Genomic DNA, 25,805 nt, shown 5'->3' on the forward strand with positions numbered 1-25,805 from the left:
CGTCCGGCGCGGGCCCGGCCCGCCCGGCGCCGACCGGCACGGTCGCCTCCGCCGACGACCGCGTCCGCCGACGACCGGCCGTCGTGTGCCGGACAACCCACCGGTCCCGCACGTCACGACAAAGCGCCCCATGCACCCCGATCACGGTGTGGGGCAGGTCTCGTCCGTCCTGTCCCTGATGTGTGCTCCGGCCCCCCGGAGCGCGGGATGATGGGAGCATGAGGCATGCTGGTCCGCACGACGGCGAGGCGAGGGGATAGATGAGCGCGGAGTTGGGCGGCCAATCCGGCCTGCGGGGCAAACTCTCCCACTGGCTGCGCGGACGCGGCCCGAAGGACACCGCCGACGACGGCGGCCGGGAGGCCCTGCTGCTGGCCGCCGCCTCGGCGGGGCTGCCGCTCGCGCCCGCCGCGCACCCGGCGCCCGGCTACGGCTGTTCCTGCGACCGCGTCGGCTGTCCCACCCCGGCCCGGCACCCGGTGTCGTTCGCCTGGCAGACGCAGTCCACCACCGACCGCGCCCAGATCGAGCGCTGGGCCTGCCACCAGCCGCAGGCCAACTTCATCACCGCGACCGGCATGGTGCACGACGTCCTCGACGTGCCGCTGGAAGCCGGACGCGAGGCCCTCCGGCGGCTGCTCGACTCCGGCGTCGAGGTGGGCCCGGTCGCCGAGAGCGACGACGGCCGCATGCTCTTCTTCACCCTCACCCGCGGCACCCCCGAGGACGAGGACGAGTGGTGGCCCTGCGAGCTGGACTGCCACCCCGAGACGATGGACGAGCACCCCGGCCTGCGCTGGCACTGCCGCGGCTCCTACGTCCTCGTGCCGCCCGCCCGGCTCCCCGGCGACGACGGCCAGGCCGTGCACTGGGTACGCGGCCCGGAGCACCCGCTGCCCGAACCGCTGACCCTCCTGGAAACCCTCACCGACGCCTGCGCCCGCCACGCCGGCGAGGAGTCCGACCGGACGGGCGCTCCCTGGCCCCTGCGCCACTGAGCGGCAGACCCCCGGTGCGCTGACCGTCGGCGCTGACCGCCTGACCACCACCCGGACGGATCGTCCGCGTTGCGGCCCTCCCCCCGGCCGGTGACCGTGATCAAGAGGGGGCCGGTCGGCCCCCGTTCACGAGACGGGAGAGGGACATGCTCATAAAAGCGATGGCGCTCGGGACGACCGCGGCCGCCGCCGCGCTGCTGGCCGTGGCACCGCAGGCCAGTGCCGCCCCGGTCAACGGCTGCACGGTGAGCGGCCGCCATGTGACGTGCGTCGACTACGGCGGCATCAACCGGCAGCGCGGCCAGTACTGGTCCGCCTACCAGTACAACCAGAACGGCATCAAACTGAACATCTGCAACGCGTGGAACGGCTGGACCATCACCTGCATCAACTACTGAGCGGGCGCTACGAACCCTGGGCCGAGGTCAGCCCCTCCAGACGGGAGAGCACCGACACCTGCTCGCCGCCCGAGCCCCTCGCCGGGTCCACGGCCACCTCGTTGGAGACGAACTCCATCGTCAGCGACTGCTTGATCTCGCCGGTCGTCAGGGCGCGCACACTCTCGTTCGGGGTGGGGATCGAGGCGCCGGGCGCGGCGGTCTGCTTCTCGAAGCGGCGCGTCGTGAAGAACACCAGCGCGCCGCCGTCCGCGGTGCGCAGCGCCAGCGGGGCGTAGTCGCCCGAGGTCAGCGGCTGGTCGATGTACTGGGTGGCCAGGCCCGGCTTCCTGGCGGCCTTCGCGCGCTGCGCCCGCCACTGACTGGTGTGCGTGCCGGCCGCGAAGGTCTTGCCGCCGCTCTTCAGGTACGTCGCGTAGTCCTTGCTCAGGTCGGCCGGTGCGACGGTGAGTCCGGCGGAGTCCGCGGGCACCGCCTCGGCCCAGCCGTCCGCGTCCTTCTTGATCTCGGGCAGCGAGCCGGGCGCGATCAGCGTCAGGTACGCCGCCTGCCACGGCTCGTCGAGGCCGGCGCGGGTGAACACCAGCAGCCAGTGCAGGTCGCCGCCCTTGTTGCCCTGGGCCTCGGCGACGAACCAGCGTGGCCAGCCCGCCTTCTTGGGGATGGTGAACGTCGCGTCGCTCAGCTTCAGCGGGGTGTGCGCCGGATTGCCGGCGGGGTTGTTCGCATGGCCGGCCTTGAGCCGGGCGGCGTCGATGTCGCCGAGGGCGCCGGTGACATGGCCGGCGTCGAGCGAACTGTCGTACGCCTCGTCCGCCTTGTTGTACGCGGCCGTGAACTGCCGCAGCGCCCGGTCGGCTTCGGCGCGGGTGGTCGCGGGGATCACTTCGCGCTCCCCGTGCACCACCACACACCCGCTCGCCGTCAACGACAAAGCGGTCACCGAGGCCGCTATCAGTGCGCTCCGGTCAAGCCCGCGGAGCCTCGGACGGCTGCGATCCCTGCTCATCGACTGCCTTCACCTTCCCCTTCCCGGAGGCGAACCCTACCGGGGCGAAGAAGAGCGCGAGGGTCGGGACGAGGTACAGCAGCCACACCGTGACCTGGAGGACCGTCGGGTCGGGCTGGAAGTTGAACACGCCCTTGAGCAGCGTGCCGTACCAGCTGTCCGGCGGGATCGTGCCGCTGACGTCGAAGGCCAGGTTCGTCAGGCCCGGCAGCCAGCCGGCCTCCTGAAGGTCGTGGAACCCGTACGCCAGCACGCCCGCCGCCACGACGACCAGCATGCCGCCGGTCCAGGTGAAGAACTTGGCCAGGTTGATCTTCAGGGCGCCGCGGTAGAACAGCCAGCCCAGGAAGACGGCCGTGGCCAGGCCCAGGGCCACGCCGATCAGCGGGCGCGGGGTGCCGTCGCTGGCCGCGTGCACCGACGCCCACACGAACAGGGCGGTCTCCAGGCCCTCACGGCCGACGGCGAGGAAGGCCGTGGCGACCAGCGCGCCCGTGCCCATCGCCAGCGCCGCGTCCAGCCTGCCGTGCAGCTCCGCCTTCAGGTGCCGGGCGGTGCGCCGCATCCAGAACACCATCCACGTCACCAGGCCGACGGCGAGCACCGACAGCGAGCCGCCGAGCGCCTCCTGGGCCTGGAAGGTCAGTTCCTGCGAGCCGAACTCGAGCGCGCAGCCGAAGCCGAGCGCGATCGTCACCGCGACGCCGATGCCGATCCAGATCGGCCGGACGGCGTCCCGGCGGCCGGTCTTCACCAGGTAGGCGATCAGGATGCAGACGACCAGGCTGGCTTCCAGCCCCTCGCGCAGGCCGATCAGGTAGTTGGAGAACACGGCTCAGGCCTCCTTCGTGAACAGCGTGCTGCCCCACCAGTCGTCGCTGTCGCGGACGCCGGGCGGGACGGCGAAGACCGCCGAACTCACGTGCTGGGTGTACTCGTTGAGCGCGTCCGTGGCCAGGTTGCGCTGGATGCGGATGAAGCCCTCGCGGATGTCGCGCTGGTAGGCGATGAAGAACAGGCCCGCGTCCAGACGGCCCAGGCCGTCCGTGCCGTCGGTGAAGGAGTAGCCCCGGCGCAGGATCGTCGCGCCGCCGTTGGAGTCGGGGTGCGCGAGGCGGACGTGCGCGTCGGGCTTCATCGCCTTCAGGAACGGCTCGTCGCGCTCCTTCGCCTTGCCGACCGGGGCGCCCTCGCCCTTGTCGCGGCCGAAGACGTCCTCCTGCTCCTGCAGCGAGGTGCGGTCCCAGGTCTCGATGTTCATGCGGATGCGGCGGGCGACCAGGTACGAGCCGCCGGTCATCCAGCCGGGCCCGTCCTTCTCGCCGACCCAGACGAACTTCGCCAGCCGGTCCCGTTCGGTGCCGGAGATGTTGCGGGTGCCGTCCTTGAAGCCGAACAGGTTGCGCGGGGTCTGCGCGTCGGGCGTCGTCGACGACGTCTTGCCGAAGCCGAGCTGCGACCAGCGGACGGCGACCTTGCCGAAGCCGATGCGGGCCAGGTTGCGGATCGCGTGCACGGCGACCTGCGGGTCGTCGGCGCAGGCCTGGACGCACAGGTCGCCGTCGCTGCGGCTGCGGTCGAGGTTCTCGCCGGGGAACTTCGGCAGGTCGACCAGGGCCTCGGGCCGCTCGTCCGCCAGGCCGAACTTCTCGAACAGCGACGGACCGAAGCCGATCGTCAGCGTCAGCCGTGACGGCTTCAGGCCCAGCGCCTCGCCGGTGTCGTCCGGCGGCGCCTCCGCGAGCCCGCCGTAGGCGCCCTCGCCGACCGCCTGGCCGGCGGTCATCCGGCGCGCGGCCGCCGTCCACTCCTTGAGCATCCGCACGAACTCGGCGCGGTCGTCGGTCTTCACGTCGAACGCGGCGAAGTGCAGCCGGTCCTGCACCGGCGTGGCGATGCCGGCCTGGTGGGCGCCGTGGAAGGCGACGGCGGCGCCGGCCGGGTCGGTGCCGTCGGCGGAGTCGTCGGCGCGGGCCAGCGCGACCGCGCCGCCGGCCGCCGCGGCGCCGAGCGCGAGCCCGGCCCCGCCCCAGCCGATCAGCGAACGCCGGGAGGGTCGCGGGCCGGCGGCCGGCGCGGTGGTGGCTTCCTGGGTGTCCGTCATGGTCGTCCCCTACTTCACGACGGCGGCGGCGAGCGTGGACAGCGGCTCGGCGAGCGCGTTGACCGCGTCCGACAGTTCCTTGCGGTCGGCCTTGCCGACCTTGTCGTACGAGGTGAAGTCGTACGAGTCCTTGTCCGCGCGGTACTTGTCGAGCAGCGTGTTCAGCGCGGCGAACTGCTTGTCCAGCTCGGCGGTCAGCGCCTTGTCGTTGCCCTGCACGACCGGCTTGAGCAGCTCGTAGGACTTCTGGGCCCCCTCGACGTTGGCCTTGAAGTCGACCAGGTCGGTGTGCGAGTAGCGCTCCTCCTCACCGGTGACCTTGCCGGTGGCGACCTCGTCGAGCAGTTCCTTGGCGCCGTTGGCCATGGAGGTCGGGGTGATGTCGGCCTTGCCGACCCGCTCCTGCCAGTCCTTCAGGTCGGTGACCAGCTGGTCGGCGAGGGTCTTCTCCTCGGCGCCGATCTTCTTGTCCTGCCACAGGGCCTTCTCCAGCCGGTGCCAGCCCGTCCACTTCTGGCCGTCCTCCAGGCCGTCGGCGCGGACGTCGACCTTCGGGTCGATGTCGCCGAAGGACTCGGCGACCGGCTCGGTGCGCTCCCAGCCGATGCGGGAGGGGGCGTAGGCCTTCTTCGCGGCCTCGACGTCGCCGTCCTTGACCGCCTTCACGAACGTCTCGACCGCCGGCAGCGTCGCGTCGGCCTGCTCCTGCGCGTACGCGCGGTAGGCGGCGACGGCCTTGTCCAGGCGCGGGTCGCGCTTGGCGGCGGAGCCGCCGGTGACCGTGAGCTTCTGGCGCACGCCGTGGCCCTTCATGCCCGGGCGGCAGGCGATCTCGTACGATCCGGCCTTCACCTCGGCCGTCAGCGTGTACTTCGTGCCCGGCCCGATGTTCTCCTTCTCGGAGACGATCCGGTCGTCCGGGAAGACGATCTCGACTTCGGTGGCCTTGGAACCCTTGTTCTCGATCTTCAGCGTGACCTGGCCGGCCGGGACCGACTTGACGGAGGTGTCGCACTTCGAGTCGGCCGCGGTCACCTCGATCGTCCCGGCGTCGTCCGCTGTGCTCTTCTGGGTGCAGCCGGTGACGGCGGTCAGAGCCGCCGCGGTGGCGACGGCGGTGACGACGGAGAGTCTGGCGGCTCGCATGCAGGCTCCATAAGGCTGGCGGAAAATCGCGGGTCCGTCTCACCCGGGATGGTGAGGCTCACCTAACTTATCTAAGCCTTGCCTGCCTGCTACCCGTCGATGCGGTGATTCAGCTCTCATGGGCGGCCCGCGGACACGGATCCGTCACGGTGGCCAAAAGTAAACCCCAAGGAAAAGTCAAGAGAACGTCAAGGATCGTCCTTCCGGCTGCCCGGCGGCACACCCGCCCCACGGCCGCGGGCCGCGGCGTGCCCGGCGCACCGGATCACGGCCCGGTGCGCGCCGCGTCCCGGACGTGCCCCCGACCGGCGACGTGATGCTTCAATGCCCGCGTGACTGACTACGACGTGCTGCGCGTCTTCTGCGCCCCGGACGGCGGCTACGGCAACGAACTCGGCGTCGTGCGCGACGGATCGGTGCTGCCCGAGCGGGGCGACCGGCAGGACCTCGCCGGAAAGCTCGGCTTCAGCGAGACCGTGTTCGTCGACGACCCCGAGCGCGGCGTCATCGACATCTACACCCCGACCCTGCGCCTGCCCTTCGCCGGGCACCCCTGCGTCGGCGCCGCATGGCTGCTGGACGTGCCCGAACTGGTCACGCCCGCCGGGGTGGTGGGCGCCCGCCAGGACGGGGAGTTCAGCTGGATCGAGGCGCGGGCGGAGTGGGCCCCGCCGCGCACCCTGCGCCAGTACGCCACGGCCGCCGAGGTCGACGCGCTGCCCGTGCCGCCGAAGGGGGAGTGGATCTACGCCTGGGCCTGGCAGGACGAGGCCGCCGGACGGGTCCGGGCGCGCGCCTTCCCCGGCCGGGACGACGGCATCGACGAGGACGAGGCGACCGGCGCGGCGGCCCTGCTGCTGACCGACCGGCTGGGGAGGGCGCTCAACATCACGCAGGGCGCGGGCTCCCAGATCCTCACGGCCCCGCAGCCGCACGGCTGGGTGGAGATCGGCGGGCGGGTGTATCTGGAGCGCTGACGGCGCCCGTACGGGTGGTCCCGCGTGTGCGCGCGGCGGCGAGCGGTTCCCTCTGGGCGTGACCAGCCAGCCGTCGTGAGAGGAAACCCGTGCGTATCCGTTCAGCCCTGGCCGCAGTCGCCCTCGGTGCCGCCCTGACCGCCGCGGGCGCGGCCGGCGCCGCCGCCGGCGAGGAGCCGCAGCACGACCGCGGCGGCGACCACCACGCCGTCTGCAGCCCGTACTTCGGCGTGGTCCACGCCGAGACCGCCGGCATCCTCTACGGCGGCGCCGACTGCCGCGTCGGCCACTTCTGACGGACCGGCTCCGGGCCCCCTCCGCCGTCGCGGAGGGGGCCCGGCCGTTCGCCGCCCGCCCGGGCTCCCGGAAGGCGCTACGGCAGGGTGAGGATCTCCGCGCCGGTCTCGGTCACCACGAGCGTGTGCTCGAACTGCGCAGTCCGCTTGCGGTCCTTGGTGACGACCGTCCAGCCGTCGTCCCACATGTCGTACTCGTGCGTCCCCAGCGTCAGCATCGGCTCGATCGTGAACGTCATGCCCGGCTGCATCACCGTCGTCGCGTGCGGGCTGTCGTAGTGCGGGATGATCAGGCCCGAGTGGAACGACGAGTTGATCCCGTGCCCGGTGAAGTCCCGGACCACGCCGTAGCCGAAGCGCTTGGCGTACGACTCGATCACCCGGCCGATGACGTTGATCTGCCGGCCCGGCTTGACCGCCCGGATCGCGCGGTCGAGGGACTCGCGGGTCCGCTCCACCAGCAGCCGGCTCTCCTCGTCGACGTCCCCGACCAGGTACGTGGCGTTGTTGTCGCCGTGCACCCCGCCGATGTACGCCGTCACGTCGAGGTTGACGATGTCGCCGTCGCGCAGCACCGTCGAGTCCGGGATGCCGTGGCAGATCACCTCGTTGACGCTCGTGCACAGCGACTTGGGGAAGCCGCGGTAGCCCAGCGTCGAGGGGTAGGCGCCGTGGTCGCACATGTACTCGTGCGCCACCCTGTCCAGTTCGTCGGTGGTGACGCCCGGCGCGATCAGCTTCGCCGCCTCCGCCATCGCCCGCGCGGCGATCCGCCCCGCGACGCGCATCGCCTCGATCGTCTCCGGGGTCTGCACCTCCGGTCCGGTGTACGGCGTCGGCGCGGGCTTGCCGACGTACTCGGGGCGGCGGATGTTTCCGGGCACCTGACGGGTGGGAGAAAGCTCCCCTGGTACGAGCAGCGACTGGCCAGACATGCCAGCGAGTCTAACCAGCGGGCATCGGGGAACATGTCGTTGGCGAGAGGAGCGGGTCATGGCCTTGTTCAAGAAGCGGACGGTCGGCAAGCCGGGCGAGTGGTTCTACTGCCTGGAGCACAAGAAGGTCGAGGAGGGCCCGGAGTGCCCGGCCAAGGACCGCTTCGGTCCGTACGCCTCCCGGCAGGAGGCCGAGCACGCGATGGAGACCGCGCGCGAGCGCAACCTCCAGTGGGAGAACGACCCCAAGTGGCACGACGCCCCCACCGGCGGAGGCGCGACCGAGGACTGACGACCGAGCGACTGACGACCGAGCGACTGATGAACCGATGGCCTGATCAGGCCCCGGATGGCCTGATCAGGCCTCGGCCGGTGCGGCTGCCGCGCGCCGTGCGCGCAGCCGCACCGCGTGCTCGTTCGTCCGCACGTCGTACCGCATCAGGTTCGGCAGGCACAGCGCCAGCAGCCCCACCGCGCCGGCGCACAGCAGCCCGCCCGACCACACGGACGCGCGCACGCCCCACCACGCGGCGAAACCGCCCGACCGGACCTGGCCCACGGTCGGCCCGACCGAGTACGACAGCAGCTCGATCCCGGCGAGCCGGCCGCGCAGCTCGTCCGGGATCGTCTGGTTCCACATGGCGCCGCGGAAGATGCCGCTGACCATGTCGCAGGCGCCCGCCACCGCCAGGAACAGCAGCACCAGCCACACGTCGCCGACGACCCCGGCGGCCGCGATCGCCAGGCCCCACAGGGCGGCCGACAGGACCACCATGCGGCCGTGCCGGTGGACGCGCGAGGTCCAGCCGCTGGTCAGGCTCACCACCATCGATCCGGCCGGCAGAGCGGCGTACATCAGCCCCAGCGACCACTCGGCGTCCAGCTCGTCCGCGAGGAACGGCAGCACCGCGAGCGGCATCGCCAGGAACATCGCGGCGAGGTCGACGGCGTAGGTGCCGAGCAGCTCCTTGCGGCCCCACGCGTACCGGGCGCCCTCGAGGATCGCCCGCAGTGACGGCTTCGCCGCCTCGTGGGAAGGGGGCGAGGCGGCTATGCGGACGACCAGCACGACGGAGACGGCGAAGGTGACGAGGTCCGCGCCGTAGGCCCAGCCCAGGCCCGCGTACGCCACCACCACGCCGGCCAGCGCCGGGCCCGCCACCCCGCCGACCGTCCAGCGCAGCGAGTTCAGCGACACCGCGGCCGGCATGTGTTCGTGGGCGACGATCCGCGGCCACAGCGAGTCGAGCGCGGGCCGCTGCACGGCGCCCAGCGCGGACGACAGGGCGGCGACGACGTACAGCGGCCACACGGCCGGGTGCGGCAGCAGCGCGTCGACCAGCAGCACCGCGGACAGCAGGCCCTGCCCGGCCTCCGTCCAGACGATCAGCTTCCGCTTGTCCAGCGCGTCGGCGAGCGCACCGCCGTAGAGCCCGCACACGATCAGCGGCACCAGCTCGACCGCGCCGATCGCCCCCACCGCCGCCGCGGATCCGGTCAGTTCCTTCACCTGCACCGGCAGCGCGACGAACGTCAGGAAGCTCCCGAACCCCGAGATCAGCCCCGACACCCACAGCCGCCGGAAGTCGGCGGAGGCCCGCCAGGGCGCCAGGTCGGGCAGCAGGGAACGCAGGCCGGAGGGGCCCTCGGCGGCGCCGCCGGGCGAGTCGTCGGTCACGAGCGCCCATGCTGGGCCGGGCCGGCGACCGGGGGCAAACGCTTTTTCTGCACGCGGACAACGACCTGGTCATGGGGTCCCGGTGAAGCGGCCGAATCCGATGCCCGCACCCCCCCCGGGCCCACCGTCCCGCCCGGATCACCTGTCCGCGCTCCTGAACGAGGCCGGGGTCCCGACCGCCGCGGCCCGCGGCGCCGCTATCCGGCAGCGACTCCTCGAACTGCCCGCCCCCGTCGTCGCGGACGCCCTCGGCTACCACGACAAGACCACCACCCGGCTCCGCGACGAGGTCGGCGGGGCTTGGAGCCGATACGCCCCCGGCGACCACACACGATCACCCGCAGGCTGGACTCCGCAGGAAACTCAAGGCAGTTCAACCGGGCAACGGAGTGGCAGGCCAGGGTGCGACCCGACCTGCCACTGCCTCACGAAGCCGTCGGTGTCTGCTCGTGGCTGCCATAGGGCCGCGTGATGATCTCCATGCCGTGCCCGGCCGGATCCATGAAGTACAGGCCGCGCCCACCGTGGTGGTGGTTGATCTCGCCAGGCTGCTTCAGATGCGGATCGGCGTAGTACGTGATCCCGGCCTGCTGGATCCGCGCGAAGGCCGCGTCGAACTCCTCGTCGGAGACGAGGAACGCGTAGTGCTGCATGACGATCGACTCCGCCGGAACGGCAGCGAAGTCCAGGGTGACCCCGTTGCCGGTGGCCACGGGAATGAACGGGCCCCACTCGGTCCCGACCTCAAGCCCCAGGACGCGCGCCAGGAACTCGGCCGACTCCCGGTTGTCCCGGGCATGGACGATGGTGTGATTCAACTCGACTGACATGTGTGGAATGCCTCCGTAAGGCACCTCACGGCACCTCCATGTCTCACCCAGCCGGTGACCGACACGCGATGCGTGCGCGTGATCTTAAGCAGCACCGCCCACGCCGTCGAGGCATCTTCCGAGGAGGTAGACCTTTTCGGCCACGGAGCGTCACCCCATCCCCAGGCCAGGTCGAGAACTGGCGACAGTCCAATAGCGAGCCCACCAGTACCAGGGGCCTACCAGGGCGTCGGCGGCGGAGCCGTCAGCTGGTCGGCCAGCCGGGCCAGCCGGTCCCGGAAGCGCCGCCGGCCCCGCGGCGCGGGCAGCGAGTTGTCCCCGGCCGCCGCGCTCACCAGGTGCTGCACGGTGTCCAGGTCCAGCTCCGAGCCCTCCGGCACGGCCAGCGACTCGTGCGCCATCGCCACGAGTTCCCCCTCGCCGGGGCCGAGGGCCAGCACCGTCGCGCCGGCCCGCCGCGCGTCGTGCACCCGTTCCAGCAGCAGGGCACCGGGCCCGCCCGGCGACACCACCAGCAGCGTCTCGCCCCGCCGCACCGCGGCCAGCCGCCCCGGCCCGACCGCCAGGTGCGCGGGGTCGGACGCGCGCGCGTCGTGCCGGACCAGCGTCGGCGCCAGTTCCGGCGTCCCCGACCACGCGGCCTCGTCCACCAGATGGGCGGTCAGGTGCCACGGCTCGTACTCCGGCGTGCCCACCAGCAGCAGCCCGCCCCCGTGCGAGACCACCGACCCGCGCAGCGACCCCGCGAACCGTCTGGTGGCCCCCAGCCACTCGGTCCCGGCGAGCACTTCACGGAGCAAGGCGACACGTACGGCGTCCATGTGACCGCATGGTGCACCAACCGCGCACTCCTGGCCCGCCATTCACCCGCGATTCGCCCGCCCTGGGGACAGCGCCGGGACCGTCCGCGCCTCCGCCGGCAGCGACCGGACCCGGCGCCCCGGCCGCACGGCCGACGGGCCGCCGGCCGCCTGCTCCGACCCGCCCCGCGCCGACGCGCACACCGCCGGACTGTGGTACGAGACCGGTGACTTCGGCGCGTACCGGCACATCGTCCCGCGGCGGGTGCCCGTGACGCGGCTCACCCGACCGCCCCGGGCCGCCCGGCCGGCCGTACAGTCGGCCCATGACCTCTACCGACAGTGCTGCACAGACTCCCGCGAAGGCTCCCGCCAAGGACCCGTGGGACCTGCCCGACGTCTCCGGGCTGGTCGTCGGCGTCCTCGGCGGAACGGGGCCGCAGGGCAAGGGCCTCGCCTACCGGCTCGCCCGAGCGGGCCAGAAGGTGATCATCGGCTCGCGCGCCGCGGAACGCGCCCGCGCCGCCGCCGACGAACTCGGGCACGGCATCGAGGGCGCCGACAACGCCGACTGCGCGCGCCGCAGCGACATCGTGATCGTCGCGGTGCCCTGGGAGGGCCACGGCGCGACGCTGCAGGCCCTGCGCGAGGAACTCGCGGGCAAGCTGGTCGTCGACTGCGTCAACCCGCTGGGCTTCGACAAGAAGGGCGCCTACGCGCTCAAGCCGGAGGAGGGCAGCGCCGCCGAACAGGCCGCCGCGCTGCTGCCCGACTCGCGGGTCACCGCCGCCTTCCACCACCTGTCGGCGGTGCTGCTGCAGGACCCGGAGGTCGACGCGATCGACACCGACGTGATGGTGCTGGGCGAGGAGCGCGCCGACGTGGAGGCGGTCCAGGCGCTGGCGGGCCGCATCCCCGGCATGCGCGGCATCTTCGCGGGCCGGCTGCGCAACGCCCACCAGGTGGAGTCGCTGGTCGCGAACCTGATCTCCGTCAACCGCCGCTACAAGGCGCACGCGGGACTCCGGGTCACGGACGTGTGAGGCATGGGGGACACTGGTGGCACCAGCAGTGCCGCAGTGTCCCCCTCCAGGAGCCCACCGCCATGCCCTCCCCGTCCCCCGCCGGCCCGGCCCGGCGTCTCGCCCTCTTCGCCCTCGCCGTGTGCGTCCTGGCCGTCGCCGCCGCGGTGATGTCCTTCGTGCGCGGCAGCTGGCTGGGGATCGTGTGGATCCTGCTCGCCGGACTGTCGTCCAACATGGGCTGGTACTACCTGCGCCGGAGCAGGATGGCCCAGGCCCAGGCCCAGCAGCGGTAGCGGGGCCGTCACCGGCCGGAGGTCGGCGTGGCAGTTCGGCCGGCTCACGGCCAGAAGTGGTAGAGGTCCCAGCCCTGGCCCGAGTCGAAGTCGCTGACGCCGAGGCCGCGCAGCACGGCGTCGACCAGGTCGAAGAACACCGCGTTGACCGAGGGCACCCACAGCAGCGCGAACACGAACAGCAGCCCGAACGGCGCGAAGGGCTCCACCTGGCGCTTGACCTTGTACGACAGCCAGGGCTCGAGCACCCCGTAGCCGTCCAGGCCCGGCACCGGCAGGAAGTTCAGGATCGCGGCGGTGACCTGGAGCAGGGCCAGGAACGCGAGCGCGAAGCGGAAGTCCCGCGGCACGCCGTCCAGCGCGTCCAGCCAGAACGGGGCCGTGCACACCGCCGCGAACAGCACGTTCGTCAGCGGCCCCGCCGCCGAGACCAGACTGTGCCGCCAGCGCCCCGGGATCCGGCCGCGCTCGATGAACACGGCACCGCCGGGCAGCCCGATCCCGCCCATGATCACGAACAGCACCGGCAGCACCACGCTCAGCAGGGCGTTCGCGTACTTCAACGGGTTCAGCGACAGGTACCCCTTGGCACCGACGGTGATGTCGCCGCCGTGCAGGGCGGTGCGCGCGTGCGCGTACTCGTGCAGGCACAGCGACACCACCCAGGCCGCCGTCACGAACAGGAACACGGCCACGCCCGGCTCCTCGGCGAACCCCGTCCAGGTGGCCCATCCCGCGACCGCGGTGACGGCCAGGATCCCGAGGAAGACGGGACTGATCCTCTGATCGCTGCGGCGGGTGGTGGCGGTGGTCATGGGGCTCCCGACTTTCGTGCGCACGCTGGGACTGCCCGACCGTACCGGGCCTGTGAGGACAACGTCTCACGGGCGGGCCCGGGTTCCGCGGGCGGCCTCGGAGAAGGCGTGCGGGGCGACAGGACGCGGCATCCGCCGACGAGTTGAGTACGGTTTCCGGGTGTGACGGGGAGGGCCGACCGGGCCCGTCCCCCCGCTGCGCCGGTGACCGAACCCGTGACCGGCCCCGACGGCACCGCAGATTCCGGAGACTATGGACCCCGTGCGCTACGGCATCCTCGGCACCACCCAGGCGCTCCGCCCCGACGGCACCGCCGTCCCGGTCGGCGGGACGCGGCTGCGCGCGCTGCTGACCGTGCTGGCCCTCCGGGCCGGCCGTACCGTGCCCGTGGCCGTGCTGGTCGACGAGGTGTGGGACGGCGACCCGCCCGCCGACGCGCCGGGCGCGCTGCAGGCGCTGGTGGGGCGGCTGCGCCGGACCGTCGGCGCGGGCGCGGTCGCCTCGGCGGACGGCGGCTACCGTCTCGTCGCCGCCCCCGACGACGTCGACCTGCACCGTTTCGAGCGGCTGACCGGCGAGGGGGTCCGGGCCCTGGGCGACGGCGACCCCGCGAAGGCGGCCGTCGTCCTCGACGACGCCCTCGCCCTGTGGCGCGGCCCCGTCCTCGCCGACCTGCCCGGCCGCACCGCCGAGACGGCCCGCTGGGAGGCCCGGCGCCTGGACGCGCTGCGCGCCCGGCACACCGCCGCCCTCGCCCTCGGCCACGCGCAGCAGTCCCTGCCCGAGCTGACCGCCCTGTGCGACGGCCACCCCCTGGACGAGCCCCTGCAGGCGCTGCGCCTGCGCGCCCTGCGCGACGCGGGCCGCACCGCGGAGGCACTGGCCGCCTACGAGGACGTACGACACCTCCTGGCGGACCGCCTCGGCGCCGACCCGGGCCCGGAACTACGTTCCCTGCACGCGGAGTTGCTGCGCCCGGACGACGGGTACGGCGACCGCGTGGCGCCTGGCCGGGCGCGTCCCGCGGCGGGCTCCGCGTCGGCCGTCGCCCCCGCCTCTTCGCCCGCGGGCGGCGGCGACGCTGCGTCCGGTGGCCGCCCGCCGTCCGGCAGCCGCCTGCCGGGCGGACCGGCACGCCCCGCGCGGGCCGCCGCCCCCGCGTCTCCGCCGCCGTCCGGCGGCGACATGGCGCCCGGCGGCCGCGCGTCGCGCGGCGACCGGGCGGTGTCCGGCTCGGCGGGTGCTGCGGGTGCTGCGGGGGGCTCCGCGTGGGCTGCTTCCGCAGGCTCTCCGACCCTGGTCGGTGACGACGTGGCGTCCGGTGGCCGTGCGCCGGGTGGTGATGAGACGGTGACCGGCTCGGCGGGTCCTGCGGTGGGTGGCGCGCGTCCCCTGACGGGCCCCGCGTGGGCGGCCGGCCCCGGCTCTCCGACCCCGGGCTGCGACGACGTGGCGTCCGGCGGCCGCGCGCCGGGCGGCGATCGTGCGGCCGTCGGCCCCGCGCGTCCCCCGGCGGGCCCCGCGCGGGCCGCCGTTCCCTCCGCTCCCGCCGGCCCCGCCGACCCCGCCTCCCCGCCCCCCGGCAACCTCCGCGCCCGCCTCACCTCCTTCGTCGGCCGGGAGGCCGACATCGATGCGATCCGGGGGGACCTGTCCGCGGCCCGGCTGGTGACCCTGCTCGGTGCCGGCGGCGCCGGGAAGACGCGCCTGTCGCAGGAGGCCGCCGAGACCGTAGGGGATGTGGCCCCGGACGGGGTGTGGCTGGCCGAACTGGCGCCCGTCGACGACCCCGACGCCGTGCCGGAGGCCGTGCTCACCGCCCTCGGCGCCCGCGAGACCGTGCTGTACGGCGCCGGAGCGGAGGCGATGCGGGCCGGGGCGGAGCGCCACGACGACCCCGTCGAGCGGCTCGTCGAGCACTGCGGCCGGCGGCGCATGCTGATCGTCCTCGACAACTGCGAGCACGTCGTCGACGCCGCCGCCCGGCTCGTCGAGGACCTGCTGGAGCGCTGCCCGGGACTGACGGTGCTGGCCACGAGCCGGGAACCGCTCGGCGTGCCGGGGGAGTTGCTGCGGCCGGTGGAACCGCTGCCGGAGCCGGTCGCGCTGCGGCTGCTCGCCGAGCGCGGGGCCGCCGCCCGGCCCGGCTTCCGCGTCGACGACGACCCCGACGCCTGCGCCGAGATCTGCCGGCGCCTCGACGGACTCCCGCTCGCCATCGAGCTCGCGGCCGCCCGGCTGCGCATGCTGACGCCACGTCAGATCGCCGACCGGCTCGACGACCGCTTCCGGCTGCTGACCTCCGGCAGCCGTACCGTGCTGCCCCGCCAGCAGACCCTGCGCGCCGTCGTCGACTGGTCGTGGGACCTGCTCGACGCGGACGAACGGGACGTGCTCGGCCGCCTGTCGGTGTTCGCGGGCGGCTGCGACCTCACCGCCGCCGAGGCGGTGTGCGGGCCGGCCGCCCTGGAGGCGCTCGGCTCGCTGGTCGACAAGTCCCTCGTCGTGGCCGCCCCTTCGGGCGAGGGCGAGATGCGCTACCGGCTGCTGGAGACCGTCGCCGAGTACGCGGGCGAGCGGCTCCAGGAGTCGGGCCGCCGCGCGGAGACGGAGCGCGCCCACCTGACGTACTACCGCGAACTCGCCCGCCGCACCGACCCGTTGCTGCGCGGCCCCGGCCAGCTCGCCGCCATCGGCCTGCTGGAGCGTGAGTACGAGAACCTGCGCACCGCCCTGCGCCACGCCGTCACCGAGCGCGCCGAGCAGGAGGCCCTGTGCCTGGTCCTGTCGCTGGCCTGGTACTGGCAGATGCGCGACCTGCGCATCGAGGGCCGCAACTGGTCCCGCGAGGTGCAGTCGCTCGGCCCGGACCCGTTCGCCGAGCCGGTCCGCCGGGCCGCCCCCGTGTGGCAGCGCTGCACCGACGCCCCGCCGCCCTGGACCGGCGAGGTCCTCGCGGAGGCCTGGCGCGGGGTGCACCTGATCCACCTCGCCTACATGGACACCGAACTGGACGCCTGGCAGACCCCCGAGGCCCAGGCGAAACTGCGCGCCGTCGCCGGAGCCTACGAGCCCGGACTCCCGCAGACCTGCCGCGCCCCCGGCGCCCTGTGGGTCTTCGCCATCATGCTCTCCGGCGACATGGAACGGCTGCGCGAGGTCATGGACGCCACCGTCCGCACCTGCCGCGCCACGCCCGGCTACGACTGGGAGCTCGCCGTGAGCCTGCAACTGCGCGCCAACCTGCTCGCCAACCGCGTCGACTTCGCGGGCGACGCGGCCCGCGACGCCGACGAGGCGCTGGAGATCTACCGCCGCATCGGAGACCTGTGGGGCACCGCCGAGGCACTGTCCGCGCGGGCCGAGGCCCATGAGCGCAGAGGCGACTGGGACCGGACCGCCGCCGACTACGAGGCCGCGATCGAGCAGGCCGAACGGCTCGGCGCCCGCGCCCAGGTGGCGGTGCTCAACGCCCGTCTCGGCGGCGCGCTGCTGGGCGCGGGCCAGGCCGAGCGCGGCGAGCGGCTGCTGCGGGAGGTGATCGCCCGGCAGGACGGCTCGGGCAACGAGGCGATGCCGGCCGCCCGGCTGTTCCTCGCGGGGCGGCTCGCCATGACCGGCCGGATTCCGGAGGCCCGCGAGCAACTGCGGCTGCTGCGCGAGCAGTTCCGGATCGCCCACTTCATCGTCTTCGACGCGTTCATCCTCGGCACCGAGGCCTGGGTGGACGCCGTCGACGGCCGTTACGAGGACTGTCTGGACAAGGCGCGGGCGGCGCTGGAACGGGCCGCCGACCCGCTGTCGGAGACCATCGCCCCCACTCTCAGGTCGGGCTTCCTGACCGTCGCGGCGGCGGCCCTGGCCCGCGTCGACGGCGGCGGCCGCGCCCGGGACGCCGCCCGCTGCATCGGCGCCGCCGACGCTCTGCTGCCGTCCGCCCACGTGCCGTCGTTCATGGAGCGCGAGGCCCGCGCGCTGGCCGTGGCGCGCACCCGGGACGCGCTCGGCGAGGAGGCGTACGACGCCGCGTACGCGGAGGGCGGCGGCCTCTCCGCTCAGGAGGCCGCCGCCCTGGTGTGACGCGCACCGGCCGGCGCGCGTCAGGCCTTGGTGCGGAACTTGCGGACGGCGACCGGCGCCATCACCGCCGTGATGGCCACCGACCAGCCGAGGGTCACCCACACGTCGTGCGCCACCGGGCCGCCGGTCATCAGCCCGCGCGCCGCGTCGGCGAGCGAGGACAGCGGGTTGTAGTCGGTGAAGGTCTCCAGCCAGCCGGGCATCGACGCGGTCGGCGCGAAGATCGACGAGCCGAACTGCAGCGGGAACAGCACCAGGAAGCCCATCGCCTGCACGGACTGCGCGCTCTTCATGACCACGCCCAGGGTGAGGAACACCCACATGATCGACGAGGCGAACACCGCGGACAGGCCCACGGTCGCCAGCAGGCCCGCCCAGTGGTCGATGTCGAACCCGACGGCGACGGCGACGATCATCAGCACGGTCGTCGCGAACAGCATCCGCGCCAGTTCCACCGAGATCTTCGCGAACAGCACCGAGCCGCGCCCGATGGGCAGGGACCGGAAGCGGTCCATGACACCGCTGTGGAAGTCCTGGTTGAAGCCGGTGCCGACGCCCTGGGCCAGTGTCATGCTCGTCATCGCCAGCATGCCGGGGATGACGTACTGCACGTACCCGTCCTGTCCGCCGCCGAGGGCCTGCCCGATCGAGCCGCCGAAGACGTAGACGAACAGCAGGGTGAAGACGACCGGCATCAGCAGGGCGTCGAACATCGACTCCGGGTCCTGCCGGATCCACAGCAGGTTGCGGCGGATCAGGGCGCCGGTGTGGCGCAGGTGGCCGCGCAGCGGAATGCGGGCGTCGGTCGCGGTGGGGGTGGCGGTCGTGGTCGCGGTGGCGGTTGCGGTGCTCATACGGCGACCTCCTCACGGGTGTCGGCGGGCACGGCGTCCTGCGGGGCACTGGCGCGGTGGCCGGTGAGGGACAGGAACACCTCGTCCAGGCTGGGCAGTTCGGTGGTGATGGAGGAGAGGGTGAGGCCGCGCGCGGTGACGGCCTGGACGACGGCGGTGAGCTGCTCGTCGCTGAGGACCGGCACCAGCACGGCTCCGGCCTCGGTGTCCACGGTCGTCGTGGCGAGCCCGGTGATGCCGAGGCCGTCCAGCGCGTCGGCGAGCGGCCGCAGTTGCCGCGGGTCGGCGGGCGCGACCCGCAGGGCGCGCCCGCCCACCCTGGTCTTCAGCTCGTCGATGCGGCCGCCGGCGATCACCTTGCCGCGGTCCACGACGGTCAGCTCGCCGGCGAGCTGCTCCGCCTCCTCCATGTACTGCGTGGTCAGCAGGACCGTCACGCCGTCCCCGACCATGGCCTTGACCTCGTCCCATACCTCGTTGCGGGTGCGCGGGTCGAGCCCGGTGGTCGGCTCGTCGAGGAACAGCACCTCGGGCCGCCCGATCATCGACGCGGCGAGGTCGAGCCGCCGCCGCATGCCGCCGGAGTAGGTCCGCACCGGCCGCCGGGCGGCGTCGGTGAGCGAGAACCGCTCCAGCAGTTCGTCGGCGCGTGCCCGGGCCTGCCTGCGGGGCAGGTCGAGCAGCCGCCCGATCATGTAGAGGTTCTCCCAGCCGGGGATCTTCTCGTCGACGGAGGCGTACTGCCCGGTCAGCCCTATCACCCGGCGCAGCTGCCGGGGCTGGCGCACCACGTCGTGGCCGGCCACGGTCGCCCGGCCGGCGTCGGGGGCGAGCAGGGTGGACAGGATCCGCACCAGGGTGGTCTTGCCGGCGCCGTTCGGCCCGAGCACGCCCATCACGGTGCCCTCACGCACGTCCAGGTCGACGCCGTCCAGCGCCTTGGTCTCGCCGTAGTGCTTGACCAGCCCCCGCACGGTGACGGCCAGACCGCCGCGGGTTTCCTTGTCGATTCGCGTCATGCCGAGAACGCTCCCAGCCCCGGCCGACACCCCACCGACACGCTCCCACCACCACCGACAGCCCCCCGACACGCCACCGACATCCGGCCGACAGACCGCCCCGCCGCCCGCCCGCCCCGCCGCCAGCCCGCCCGGCCTCGCGCCGGTCGGTAGCCCGCCCCGCCGCCAGCCCGCCCGGCCTCGCGCCGGTCGGTAGCCCGCCCCGCCTCGGCCGCCGGGGCCGCCCGTACACCACTGGGCGACCGTGGGTGGCCCTTCGGCAGGTCGTCCCGGACCGTCTCCGTCGGTAGACCGCCCGGTCACCCGCCGCCAGAACCGCCCGGCCGCCCGCCCGGCGACCGGCCGCCCGCCCGATACCCCAGCGCCCGCCCGACACCCCGGCACCGCTCCCGGCGACAGCCCGAAGGCGTCGGGAACGGCGACAGCCCGCCGACGGGGGAAGATCGGCGGGCTGTCTTGGTGCCGCAATGGCTCAGTGCACGGAGTGCCCCGTGCCGCGGTGGCTCAGTGCACGGAGTGCTCCTCCGCGGGGAACACGCCGCCGGTGACGTCCTCGGCGAAGTGCTTCACGGCGTCGGTCATGACCGTGCGCAGGTCCGCGTACTTCTTGACGAACTTCGGCACCCGGCCGGAGGTCAGCCCCAGCATGTCCGTCCAGACCAGCACCTGCGCGTCGGTGTCCGGACCGGCGCCGATGCCGACCGTCGGAATGTGCAGCACCCGGGTCACCTCGGCCGCCAGCTCCGCCGGCACCAGCTCCAGCACCACCGCGAACGCGCCCGCGTCCTGCACGGCCTTCGCGTCCCGCAGCAGCTGCTGGGCGGCCTCCTCGCCGCGGCCCTGCACCCGGTAGCCCATGGCGTTGACGGACTGCGGGGTCAGGCCGATGTGCGCCATGACCGGGATGCCCGACTCCACCAGCAGGCGGATCTGCTCGTGGGAGCGCTCGCCGCCCTCCAGCTTCACGGCGCCGACGCCCGCCTCCTTCACCATCCGGGTCGCCGAGCGCAGCGCCTGCACCGGGCCCTCCTGGTAGGAGCCGAAGGGCAGGTCGCCCACGATCAGGGAGCGCCGCGTGCCGCGCACCACCGCGGCCGACAGCATGGTCATCTCGTCGAGGGTGACGGGCACGGTCGTGTCGTACCCGAGGTGGCAGTTGCCCGCGGAGTCGCCCACCAGGATCACCGGGATCCCGGCCTCGTCGAAGACGGAGGCGGTCATGGCGTCGTACGCGGTGAGCATCGGCCACTTCTCGCCGCGCTCCTTGGCGAGCGCGATGTCGCGGACGGTGATGCGGCGCGTGCCCTTGCCCCCGTACAGCGCCCTGCTCCCGTCGGAGGGCCCGTTCTGCACGGTCCGGGCAGCCGAAAGCTGCGTCATTGCAACGGCTCCTTCAGTCATCTCGAGGCGCCCTGCCGGCGTCCCCGGATCCCCTCCATGGTGGCACCTCGCGACAGGCAGGACCAGAGGGGGATCCGTCACGTGAGGACCCACGTAAGGACTGGGCAAAACATTTACGATACGGCACGGTCTCGTATCGGAATGCGCCTAGGCTGGACGTCATGACCACTCCACCCGTTGCGGCCGGCCGCATACCGGAAGCGGTGCACCGGCGCCGCTGGGCGATCCTCGGCGTGCTGATGCTGAGCCTGCTGATCGTCGTGCTCGACAACTCGATCCTGAACGTCGCCATCAAGACGATCTCGACGCCGGCCCCCACCGGACTGGGCGCCACGCAGAGCGAGCTGGAGTGGGCGATCAACGCCTACACCCTCGTCTTCGCCGGACTGCTGTTCACCGCCGGGCTCCTCGGCGACCGGCTGGGACGCAAGAAGGTCCTGCTCGGCGGTCTCGCGGTGTTCGGCATCGGCTCCGCCCTGGCCGCCGAGTCCGGCTCGCCGGCGCAGCTGATCCTCTTCCGCGCCCTGATGGGCCTGGGCGCCGCGTTCGTCATGCCGGCCACCCTCGCCGTCCTGATGAACGTCTTCGAGCGGGAGGAGCAGCCCAAGGCCATCGGCATCTGGGCCGGCGGCGTGGGCCTGGCCATCGCCATCGGCCCGATCACCGGCGGTCTGCTCCTGGACCACTTCTGGTGGGGCTCCGTCTTCCTCATCAACGTGCCGATCGTGCTCCTGGCGCTCGCGCTGATGCTGTGGCTGGTACCCGACTCCCGCGACCCGAAGCCCGGCCGCGTCGACCCGGTCGGCGTCGTGCTGTCCGTCGTTGGCCTGGTCCTGCTCGTCTACGGCATCATCAAGGGCGGCCAGCTCGCCGACTTCACCGACCCCGCGGTGCTGGCGACCATCGCCGCCGGCCTGCTCGTACTGGCCGGCTTCGTGTGGTACGAGAAGCGCAGCGACCACCCGTCCCTCGACGTCACGTACTTCAGGAACCGGGTCTTCTCGGCCGCGATCGGCGCCATCGCGCTGGTCTTCTTCGCGCTGATGGGCGTGACCTTCTTCTCGGTGTTCTACATGCAGAGCGTGCGCGGCTACACGCCGCTGAAGTCCGGCGTGCTGATGCTGCCGCTGGCCGCCGCTCAGATGATCTTCGCGCCGCGCGCCCGGCTGCTCGTCGACCGCTTCGGCAACAGGGCCACGACCACCGCCGGCATGATCGTCATCGTGGCGACCCTGGCCGCGTTCGCCTCCTTCCAGGCGGACACCCCGATCTGGGTGCTGGAGGTCGTCTTCTTCCTCATGGGCACCGGCATGGCGCACATCATGACCCCCGTCAGCGTCGTCATCATGCAGGCCCTGCCGCGCGAGAAGGCCGGCTCCGCCTCCGCCCTGAGCAACACCTTCCGCCAGGTCGGCGGCGCGCTCGGCATCGCGGTCCTGGGCTCGGCGCTGTCCACGGCCTACCGCAACGGCATCGAGGACAAGCTGGGCGCGCTCCCCGCCGGCCTGCGGGACACCGCCGGAGAGTCCATCGAGGCCACGCTCGGCGTCGCCGCCAAGCTCGGCCCGCAGGGCAGGGCGCTGGTCACGCCCGCCAACGACGCGTTCCTGCACGCGATGCACGTGACCGCGCTGTGGGGAGCGGGTGTGGCGGCCGTCGGCGTGGTCGTCGTGGCGCTCTTCCTGCCGGGCAGGCAGCCGGCCGGTCAGGAGAACGAGGCGGAGCAGGAGTTGGTGACGGCGACGGAATGACACCTTCCGCCCTTCCGGGTACGACGACATCGCCGCCGGGCATGCTCGACGTACCCGCGCAGGACGACCGGACGACCGGACGACCCGCGACCGGACGCCCAGCCGCCCGGACGGCCGAACGCAGCCGCCCAGCCGCCCGGACGGCCGAACGCCCGGACGGCCGAACGCCCGGACGGCCGGTCCGCGATGACGAGAGGACGCAGTGAAGTGAGCCTGGCCGACAGCCCAGCCGCGCCCGAGGTGCCCGTGCGGGGACGCCCCCGCAGCGAGGCGGTCGAGCGTGCGATCGTCGAGGGCGTGATGAAGCTCCTGGAGGAGGGTGTGCCGCTGGCCGAGCTCTCCATCGAGCGCATCGCCCGCACCGCCGGGGTCGGCAAGGCCACCATCTACCGCCGCTGGAGCGGCAAGGAGGCCCTCTTCGTCGACGTCGTCCGCACCGCCGAGCCCCCGGACCCGCTGCTGCCGGGCACCTCGATGCGCGACGACCTGGTGGCGCTGCTGGAACAGCAGCGCCGGCGCGGCCTGATGACCCGGTCGTCGGTGCTGCTGCACAACGTCTACGCCCAGATGAAGTCCAGCCCGAAGATCTGGGCCGCGTACCACGGTTCGGTCATCGAGCCGCGGCGCAGGCTCCAGGTGGAGATCCTGCGCCGCGGGCAGGCCGGCGGCGAGCTGCGCGCGGACGTCGACGTCGAGCTGCTGAGCGACCTGTTCGTCGGCCCGATGCTGCTGCGCACCGTCATGCGCCCGGACGCCGATCTGCCCGAGGGCCTGTCCGAGCAGATCGTGGACTCGCTCCTGGAAGGGCTACGGCCCGTCAGTTCGCCTGCCGCGTAGGCCGTCTGTGCGCGTTTCGTCACAGAGCGCGCTTTCCCGCGCGGTCCGCGGAACCCCCGCGACCGGTTGCGTCGTCCCAGTGCCCGTACGGCCGCCGAGGGGCGGCGAGAACGGAGCCGATCATCCCCTAGGGTCTTAGGGCACGGGGGGACGTACGGTGTGCACGGCAGGCAGTGAGGCGACGGTATGGCGCAGCAGGCGTACATGACGGAAACGGAGAACGGAGGCCCGGGTCCCGGGCGCCGGGGAGCCACGTTCCGGCGCCTGCTCGGCCGACTGGTCGCCGGCTGGCGCGGGGATCCCAGAATCTGGCGGCGAGGCATCGTCCTCGCCGCGCTCGCGGTGATCCTGGCGCTGGTGATGCTGCTGCACGCGCGGATCCCGAACGCCATCGGCAACACCGGCAGCCTCACCGAGACGTTCCTGCCCTGGCTGGGCCTGTTCGTCCCGGTGCTGCTGCTGCTCGCCCTGGTGCGCAGGTCGGCCACCGCGCTGATCGCGCTGCTGGTGCCGGCGGTCGTCTGGCTGAACGTCTTCGGCGGCCTGCTCACCGACAAGACCGGCGGCGGCGGCGACCTCACCGTCGCCACGCACAACGTCAACGCCGACAACCCCGACCCGTCGGCCACCGCCCACGACGTGGCCGCCTCCGGCGCGGACGTGGTGGCGCTGGAGGAGCTCAGGGCCTCGGCGGTGCCCGTCTACGCGAAGGCGCTGGCCTCGACGTACCCGTACCACTCGGTGCAGGGGACGGTCGGGCTGTGGAGCAAGTACCGGATCGCCGGCGTGAAGCCGGTCGACATCAAGCTGGGCTGGACCCGTGCGATGCGCGCCACGGTCACGACCCCCGAGGGGCCGATCGCGGTGTACGTCGCCCACCTGCCGTCGGTGCGGGTGAAGGTGGAGGCCGGGTTCACCGCGCGGCAGCGGGACAAGAGCGCGGACGCGCTGGGCGAGGCCATCGCCGACGAGAAGCTGCCCCGGAAGATCCTGCTCGGCGACCTCAACGGCACCATGAACGACCGTGCCCTGAAGGCCGTCACCTCCCAGATGCGTTCCACGCAGGGCGCGGCGGGCAGCGGCTTCGGGTTCAGCTGGCCGGCCACGTTCCCGATGGCGAGGATCGACCAGATCATGGTGCAGGGCATCGAGCCGGTGACGTCCTGGACGCTGCCGAGGACCGCGAGCGACCACCTGCCGGTGGCGGCCCGGGTGAGGCTCGACACCGGCTCGTAACCCGCCGGAACAGCGCCCGGGGAGATTTTGTTCCGCCAGTGAACATAAACTGGTCCGGAACCAAGCTCTCCCCTGGAAAGGCACGGCACCTCCATGCCCCTGGCCCTGCTCGCCCTGGCCGTCGGCGCCTTCGGCATCGGCACCACCGAATTCGTGATGATGGGCCTGCTGCCCGACGTCGCCGACGACCTGGGCGTGTCCGTCCCCGGCGCCGGGCACCTGGTGTCGGCCTACGCGCTCGGCGTCGTCGTCGGCGCCCCGCTGCTCGCCGCCGGCACCGCGCGCCTGTCCCGCCGCACGGTCCTGATCGGGCTGATGGCGCTGTTCGTGGCGGGCAACGCGCTGTCCGTCCTCGCACCCGGCTACGACTGGCTGCTGGCCGCCCGGTTCCTGAGCGGACTGCCGCACGGCGCCTTCTTCGGCGTGGGCGCGGTCGTCGCCACCACCCTGGTCGCGCCGGAGCGCAAGGCCCGCTCCGTGTCGCTGATGTTCCTCGGCCTGACGGTCGCGAACGTCGTCGGCGTGCCGGTCGCCACGCTCATGGGGCAGCACCTGGGCTGGCGGGCGACGTTCCTCGGCGTCAGCGCGATCGGCCTGGCGGCGATAGCGGCCCTGGCGGCGCTCGTCCCGCACGACCGCGTCACCGCCGCCGCGACGGGCCTGCGCGGCGAACTGGCCGCCCTGCGCTCCCTCCCCGTCTGGCTGGCCCTCAGCACCACGGTGGCCGGCTTCGGCGCCCTCTTCGCCGCGTACAGCTACATCACGCCGATGCTCACGGACGCCGCCGGGTACGCCGACGCGAGCGTCACCCTGCTGCTGGCCCTGTTCGGCGTCGGCGCGACGGCGGGCAACCTGCTGGGCGGCAGGCTGGCCGACCGCTCGATGCGCGGCACTCTCTTCGGCGGCCTGACCGCGCTGGCGGCGGTGCTGCTCCTCTTCCCGGTGCTGATGCGCGCCGAGTGGAGCGCGGCGGCCGCGGTGACCCTGCTCGGCCTGGCGGCGTTCGTCACGGGCTCCCCGCTCCAGCTGATGGTGATGGAGAAGGCGGCGGCCGGCCCCTCCCTGGCCTCCTCCGCCAACCAGGCCGCCTTCAACCTGGCCAACGCCGGCGGCGCCTGGATCGGCGGCCTGGCCCTCGCGTCCGGCTCCGGCCCGACCTCCCCGGCACTGGCGGGCGCGGCGCTGGCCGTGCTCGGTCTGGGTGTGGCGGGCGCGGCGTACGCGGTGGACCGGCGCCGGGAGGTCGTCCGGGTGGGCCGCGTGGTCGCCGCGCACGTCCCGGACGAGCCGGCGATGTCGCACCACTGACTGGACTCCGCCTT

24 protein-coding genes are annotated in these 25,805 nt (G+C 73.2%); 12 read left to right on the forward strand and 12 right to left on the reverse strand.

Annotated elements, in window-relative coordinates; all coding sequences use genetic code 11:
• Nucleotides 1-260 precede the first annotated feature (260 nt).
• Both ACH4ZX_RS09165 and ACH4ZX_RS09170 read left to right on the forward strand, forming a co-directional pair.
• Entirely contained in the window at nt 261-998 is a 738-nt protein-coding gene (locus ACH4ZX_RS09165) for a bifunctional DNA primase/polymerase (protein ID WP_398269859.1), read from the forward strand.
• A gap of 146 nt (nt 999-1,144) precedes the next feature.
• Nucleotides 1,145-1,396 (forward strand): hypothetical protein, encoded by a 252-nt coding sequence (locus ACH4ZX_RS09170; RefSeq protein WP_398269862.1) that lies wholly within the window; start codon nt 1,145-1,147, stop codon nt 1,394-1,396.
• Nucleotides 1,397-1,403: 7 nt separating this feature from the next.
• Here the strand turns inward: ACH4ZX_RS09170 and ACH4ZX_RS09175 are convergent, their stop codons facing one another.
• Genes ACH4ZX_RS09175 through efeO form a run of 4 tightly spaced genes read right to left on the reverse strand, consistent with a single transcriptional unit; the run spans nt 1,404 to nt 5,655 of the window.
• Nucleotides 1,404-2,405 carry a hypothetical protein gene (locus ACH4ZX_RS09175; protein ID WP_398269864.1) on the reverse strand — a complete coding sequence of 334 codons (1,002 nt, stop codon included), beginning with the start codon at nt 2,403-2,405 and terminating at the stop codon, nt 1,404-1,406.
• Entirely contained in the window at nt 2,365-3,237 is an 873-nt protein-coding gene (efeU, locus tag ACH4ZX_RS09180) for an iron uptake transporter permease EfeU (protein WP_360758084.1), read from the reverse strand. The genes ACH4ZX_RS09175 and efeU overlap by 41 nt, the downstream gene beginning before the upstream one ends.
• A gap of 3 nt (nt 3,238-3,240) precedes the next feature.
• Entirely contained in the window at nt 3,241-4,509 is a 1,269-nt protein-coding gene (gene efeB / locus ACH4ZX_RS09185) for an iron uptake transporter deferrochelatase/peroxidase subunit (protein WP_398269867.1), read from the reverse strand.
• Between the two features lie 9 nt (nt 4,510-4,518).
• Nucleotides 4,519-5,655 carry an iron uptake system protein EfeO gene (gene efeO / locus ACH4ZX_RS09190; protein ID WP_398269870.1) on the reverse strand — a complete coding sequence of 379 codons (1,137 nt, stop codon included), beginning with the start codon at nt 5,653-5,655 and terminating at the stop codon, nt 4,519-4,521.
• A 332-nt stretch (nt 5,656-5,987) separates the two neighbouring features.
• On the opposite strand from efeO, the gene ACH4ZX_RS09195 reads away from it, so the two are divergent.
• Nucleotides 5,988-6,632, forward strand: coding sequence for a PhzF family phenazine biosynthesis protein (locus ACH4ZX_RS09195; protein WP_360758076.1), 645 nt, complete (start codon nt 5,988-5,990; stop codon nt 6,630-6,632).
• Between the two features lie 89 nt (nt 6,633-6,721).
• Entirely contained in the window at nt 6,722-6,928 is a 207-nt protein-coding gene (locus ACH4ZX_RS09200) for a hypothetical protein (protein WP_398269874.1), read from the forward strand.
• A 77-nt stretch (nt 6,929-7,005) separates the two neighbouring features.
• On the opposite strand, the gene map is transcribed toward ACH4ZX_RS09200, so the two are convergent.
• Nucleotides 7,006-7,863, reverse strand: a complete 858-nt coding sequence (gene map / locus ACH4ZX_RS09205; protein ID WP_398269877.1) for a type I methionyl aminopeptidase — start codon at nt 7,861-7,863, stop codon at nt 7,006-7,008.
• A 58-nt stretch (nt 7,864-7,921) separates the two neighbouring features.
• On the opposite strand from map, the gene ACH4ZX_RS09210 reads away from it, so the two are divergent.
• A complete protein-coding gene (locus tag ACH4ZX_RS09210; RefSeq protein ID WP_360758071.1) occupies nt 7,922-8,155 on the forward strand; it encodes a hypothetical protein in 234 nt (77 codons plus the stop codon).
• 66 nt (nt 8,156-8,221) lie between these two features.
• Here the strand turns inward: ACH4ZX_RS09210 and ACH4ZX_RS09215 are convergent, their stop codons facing one another.
• From ACH4ZX_RS09215 to ACH4ZX_RS09225, 3 genes are all read right to left on the reverse strand, one after another.
• Entirely contained in the window at nt 8,222-9,541 is a 1,320-nt protein-coding gene (locus ACH4ZX_RS09215; RefSeq protein ID WP_398269881.1) for an MFS transporter, read from the reverse strand.
• Nucleotides 9,542-9,966: 425 nt separating this feature from the next.
• Nucleotides 9,967-10,371 (reverse strand): VOC family protein, encoded by a 405-nt coding sequence (locus tag ACH4ZX_RS09220; RefSeq protein WP_398269884.1) that lies wholly within the window; start codon nt 10,369-10,371, stop codon nt 9,967-9,969.
• A 218-nt stretch (nt 10,372-10,589) separates the two neighbouring features.
• Nucleotides 10,590-11,192 carry a hypothetical protein gene (locus tag ACH4ZX_RS09225; RefSeq protein WP_398269887.1) on the reverse strand — a complete coding sequence of 201 codons (603 nt, stop codon included), beginning with the start codon at nt 11,190-11,192 and terminating at the stop codon, nt 10,590-10,592.
• Nucleotides 11,193-11,497: 305 nt separating this feature from the next.
• Here ACH4ZX_RS09225 and npdG point away from each other — a divergent pair, with 305 nt between their 5' ends.
• Both npdG and ACH4ZX_RS09235 read left to right on the forward strand, forming a co-directional pair.
• Nucleotides 11,498-12,214, forward strand: a complete 717-nt coding sequence (gene npdG, locus ACH4ZX_RS09230; RefSeq protein ID WP_360758047.1) for an NADPH-dependent F420 reductase — start codon at nt 11,498-11,500, stop codon at nt 12,212-12,214.
• A 62-nt stretch (nt 12,215-12,276) separates the two neighbouring features.
• Nucleotides 12,277-12,489: a hypothetical protein gene (locus tag ACH4ZX_RS09235; RefSeq protein WP_398269890.1), complete on the forward strand. Its 213-nt coding sequence runs from the start codon at nt 12,277-12,279 to the stop codon at nt 12,487-12,489.
• A 44-nt stretch (nt 12,490-12,533) separates the two neighbouring features.
• Here the strand turns inward: ACH4ZX_RS09235 and ACH4ZX_RS09240 are convergent, their stop codons facing one another.
• On the reverse strand, nt 12,534-13,304 hold the full coding sequence (locus ACH4ZX_RS09240) for a site-2 protease family protein (RefSeq protein ID WP_398269893.1): 771 nt from the start codon (nt 13,302-13,304) through the stop codon (nt 12,534-12,536).
• 253 nt (nt 13,305-13,557) lie between these two features.
• Here ACH4ZX_RS09240 and ACH4ZX_RS09245 point away from each other — a divergent pair, with 253 nt between their 5' ends.
• Nucleotides 13,558-17,385 carry an AfsR/SARP family transcriptional regulator gene (locus tag ACH4ZX_RS09245; protein WP_398269896.1) on the forward strand — a complete coding sequence of 1,276 codons (3,828 nt, stop codon included), beginning with the start codon at nt 13,558-13,560 and terminating at the stop codon, nt 17,383-17,385.
• Between the two features lie 20 nt (nt 17,386-17,405).
• On the opposite strand, the gene ACH4ZX_RS09250 is transcribed toward ACH4ZX_RS09245, so the two are convergent.
• The 3 genes from ACH4ZX_RS09250 to panB form a co-directional block, all read right to left on the reverse strand.
• Nucleotides 17,406-18,239 carry an ABC transporter permease gene (locus tag ACH4ZX_RS09250; RefSeq protein WP_398269899.1) on the reverse strand — a complete coding sequence of 278 codons (834 nt, stop codon included), beginning with the start codon at nt 18,237-18,239 and terminating at the stop codon, nt 17,406-17,408.
• Complete coding sequence (locus ACH4ZX_RS09255) at nt 18,236-19,258, reverse strand: ATP-binding cassette domain-containing protein (RefSeq protein WP_398269902.1); 1,023 nt, start codon at nt 19,256-19,258, stop codon at nt 18,236-18,238. The genes ACH4ZX_RS09250 and ACH4ZX_RS09255 overlap by 4 nt, the downstream gene beginning before the upstream one ends.
• Before the next feature lie 504 nt (nt 19,259-19,762).
• On the reverse strand, nt 19,763-20,638 hold the full coding sequence (gene panB, locus ACH4ZX_RS09260) for a 3-methyl-2-oxobutanoate hydroxymethyltransferase (RefSeq protein WP_398269905.1): 876 nt from the start codon (nt 20,636-20,638) through the stop codon (nt 19,763-19,765).
• Between the two features lie 182 nt (nt 20,639-20,820).
• Here panB and ACH4ZX_RS09265 point away from each other — a divergent pair, with 182 nt between their 5' ends.
• The 4 genes from ACH4ZX_RS09265 (at nt 20,821) to ACH4ZX_RS09280 (ending at nt 25,791) form a co-directional block, all read left to right on the forward strand.
• On the forward strand, nt 20,821-22,410 hold the full coding sequence (locus ACH4ZX_RS09265) for an MFS transporter (RefSeq protein ID WP_398269908.1): 1,590 nt from the start codon (nt 20,821-20,823) through the stop codon (nt 22,408-22,410).
• Between the two features lie 207 nt (nt 22,411-22,617).
• Nucleotides 22,618-23,247 carry a TetR/AcrR family transcriptional regulator gene (locus tag ACH4ZX_RS09270; protein ID WP_398269911.1) on the forward strand — a complete coding sequence of 210 codons (630 nt, stop codon included), beginning with the start codon at nt 22,618-22,620 and terminating at the stop codon, nt 23,245-23,247.
• Between the two features lie 186 nt (nt 23,248-23,433).
• On the forward strand, nt 23,434-24,483 hold the full coding sequence (locus ACH4ZX_RS09275; RefSeq protein WP_398269914.1) for an endonuclease/exonuclease/phosphatase family protein: 1,050 nt from the start codon (nt 23,434-23,436) through the stop codon (nt 24,481-24,483).
• 93 nt (nt 24,484-24,576) lie between these two features.
• A complete protein-coding gene (locus ACH4ZX_RS09280; RefSeq protein ID WP_398269917.1) occupies nt 24,577-25,791 on the forward strand; it encodes an MFS transporter in 1,215 nt (404 codons plus the stop codon).
• The last annotated feature ends 14 nt before the right edge of the window (nt 25,792-25,805 follow it).

Source organism: Streptomyces sp. NPDC020490 (assembly GCF_044335305.1).
Taxonomy (GTDB): Bacteria; Actinomycetota; Actinomycetes; order Streptomycetales; family Streptomycetaceae; genus Streptomyces.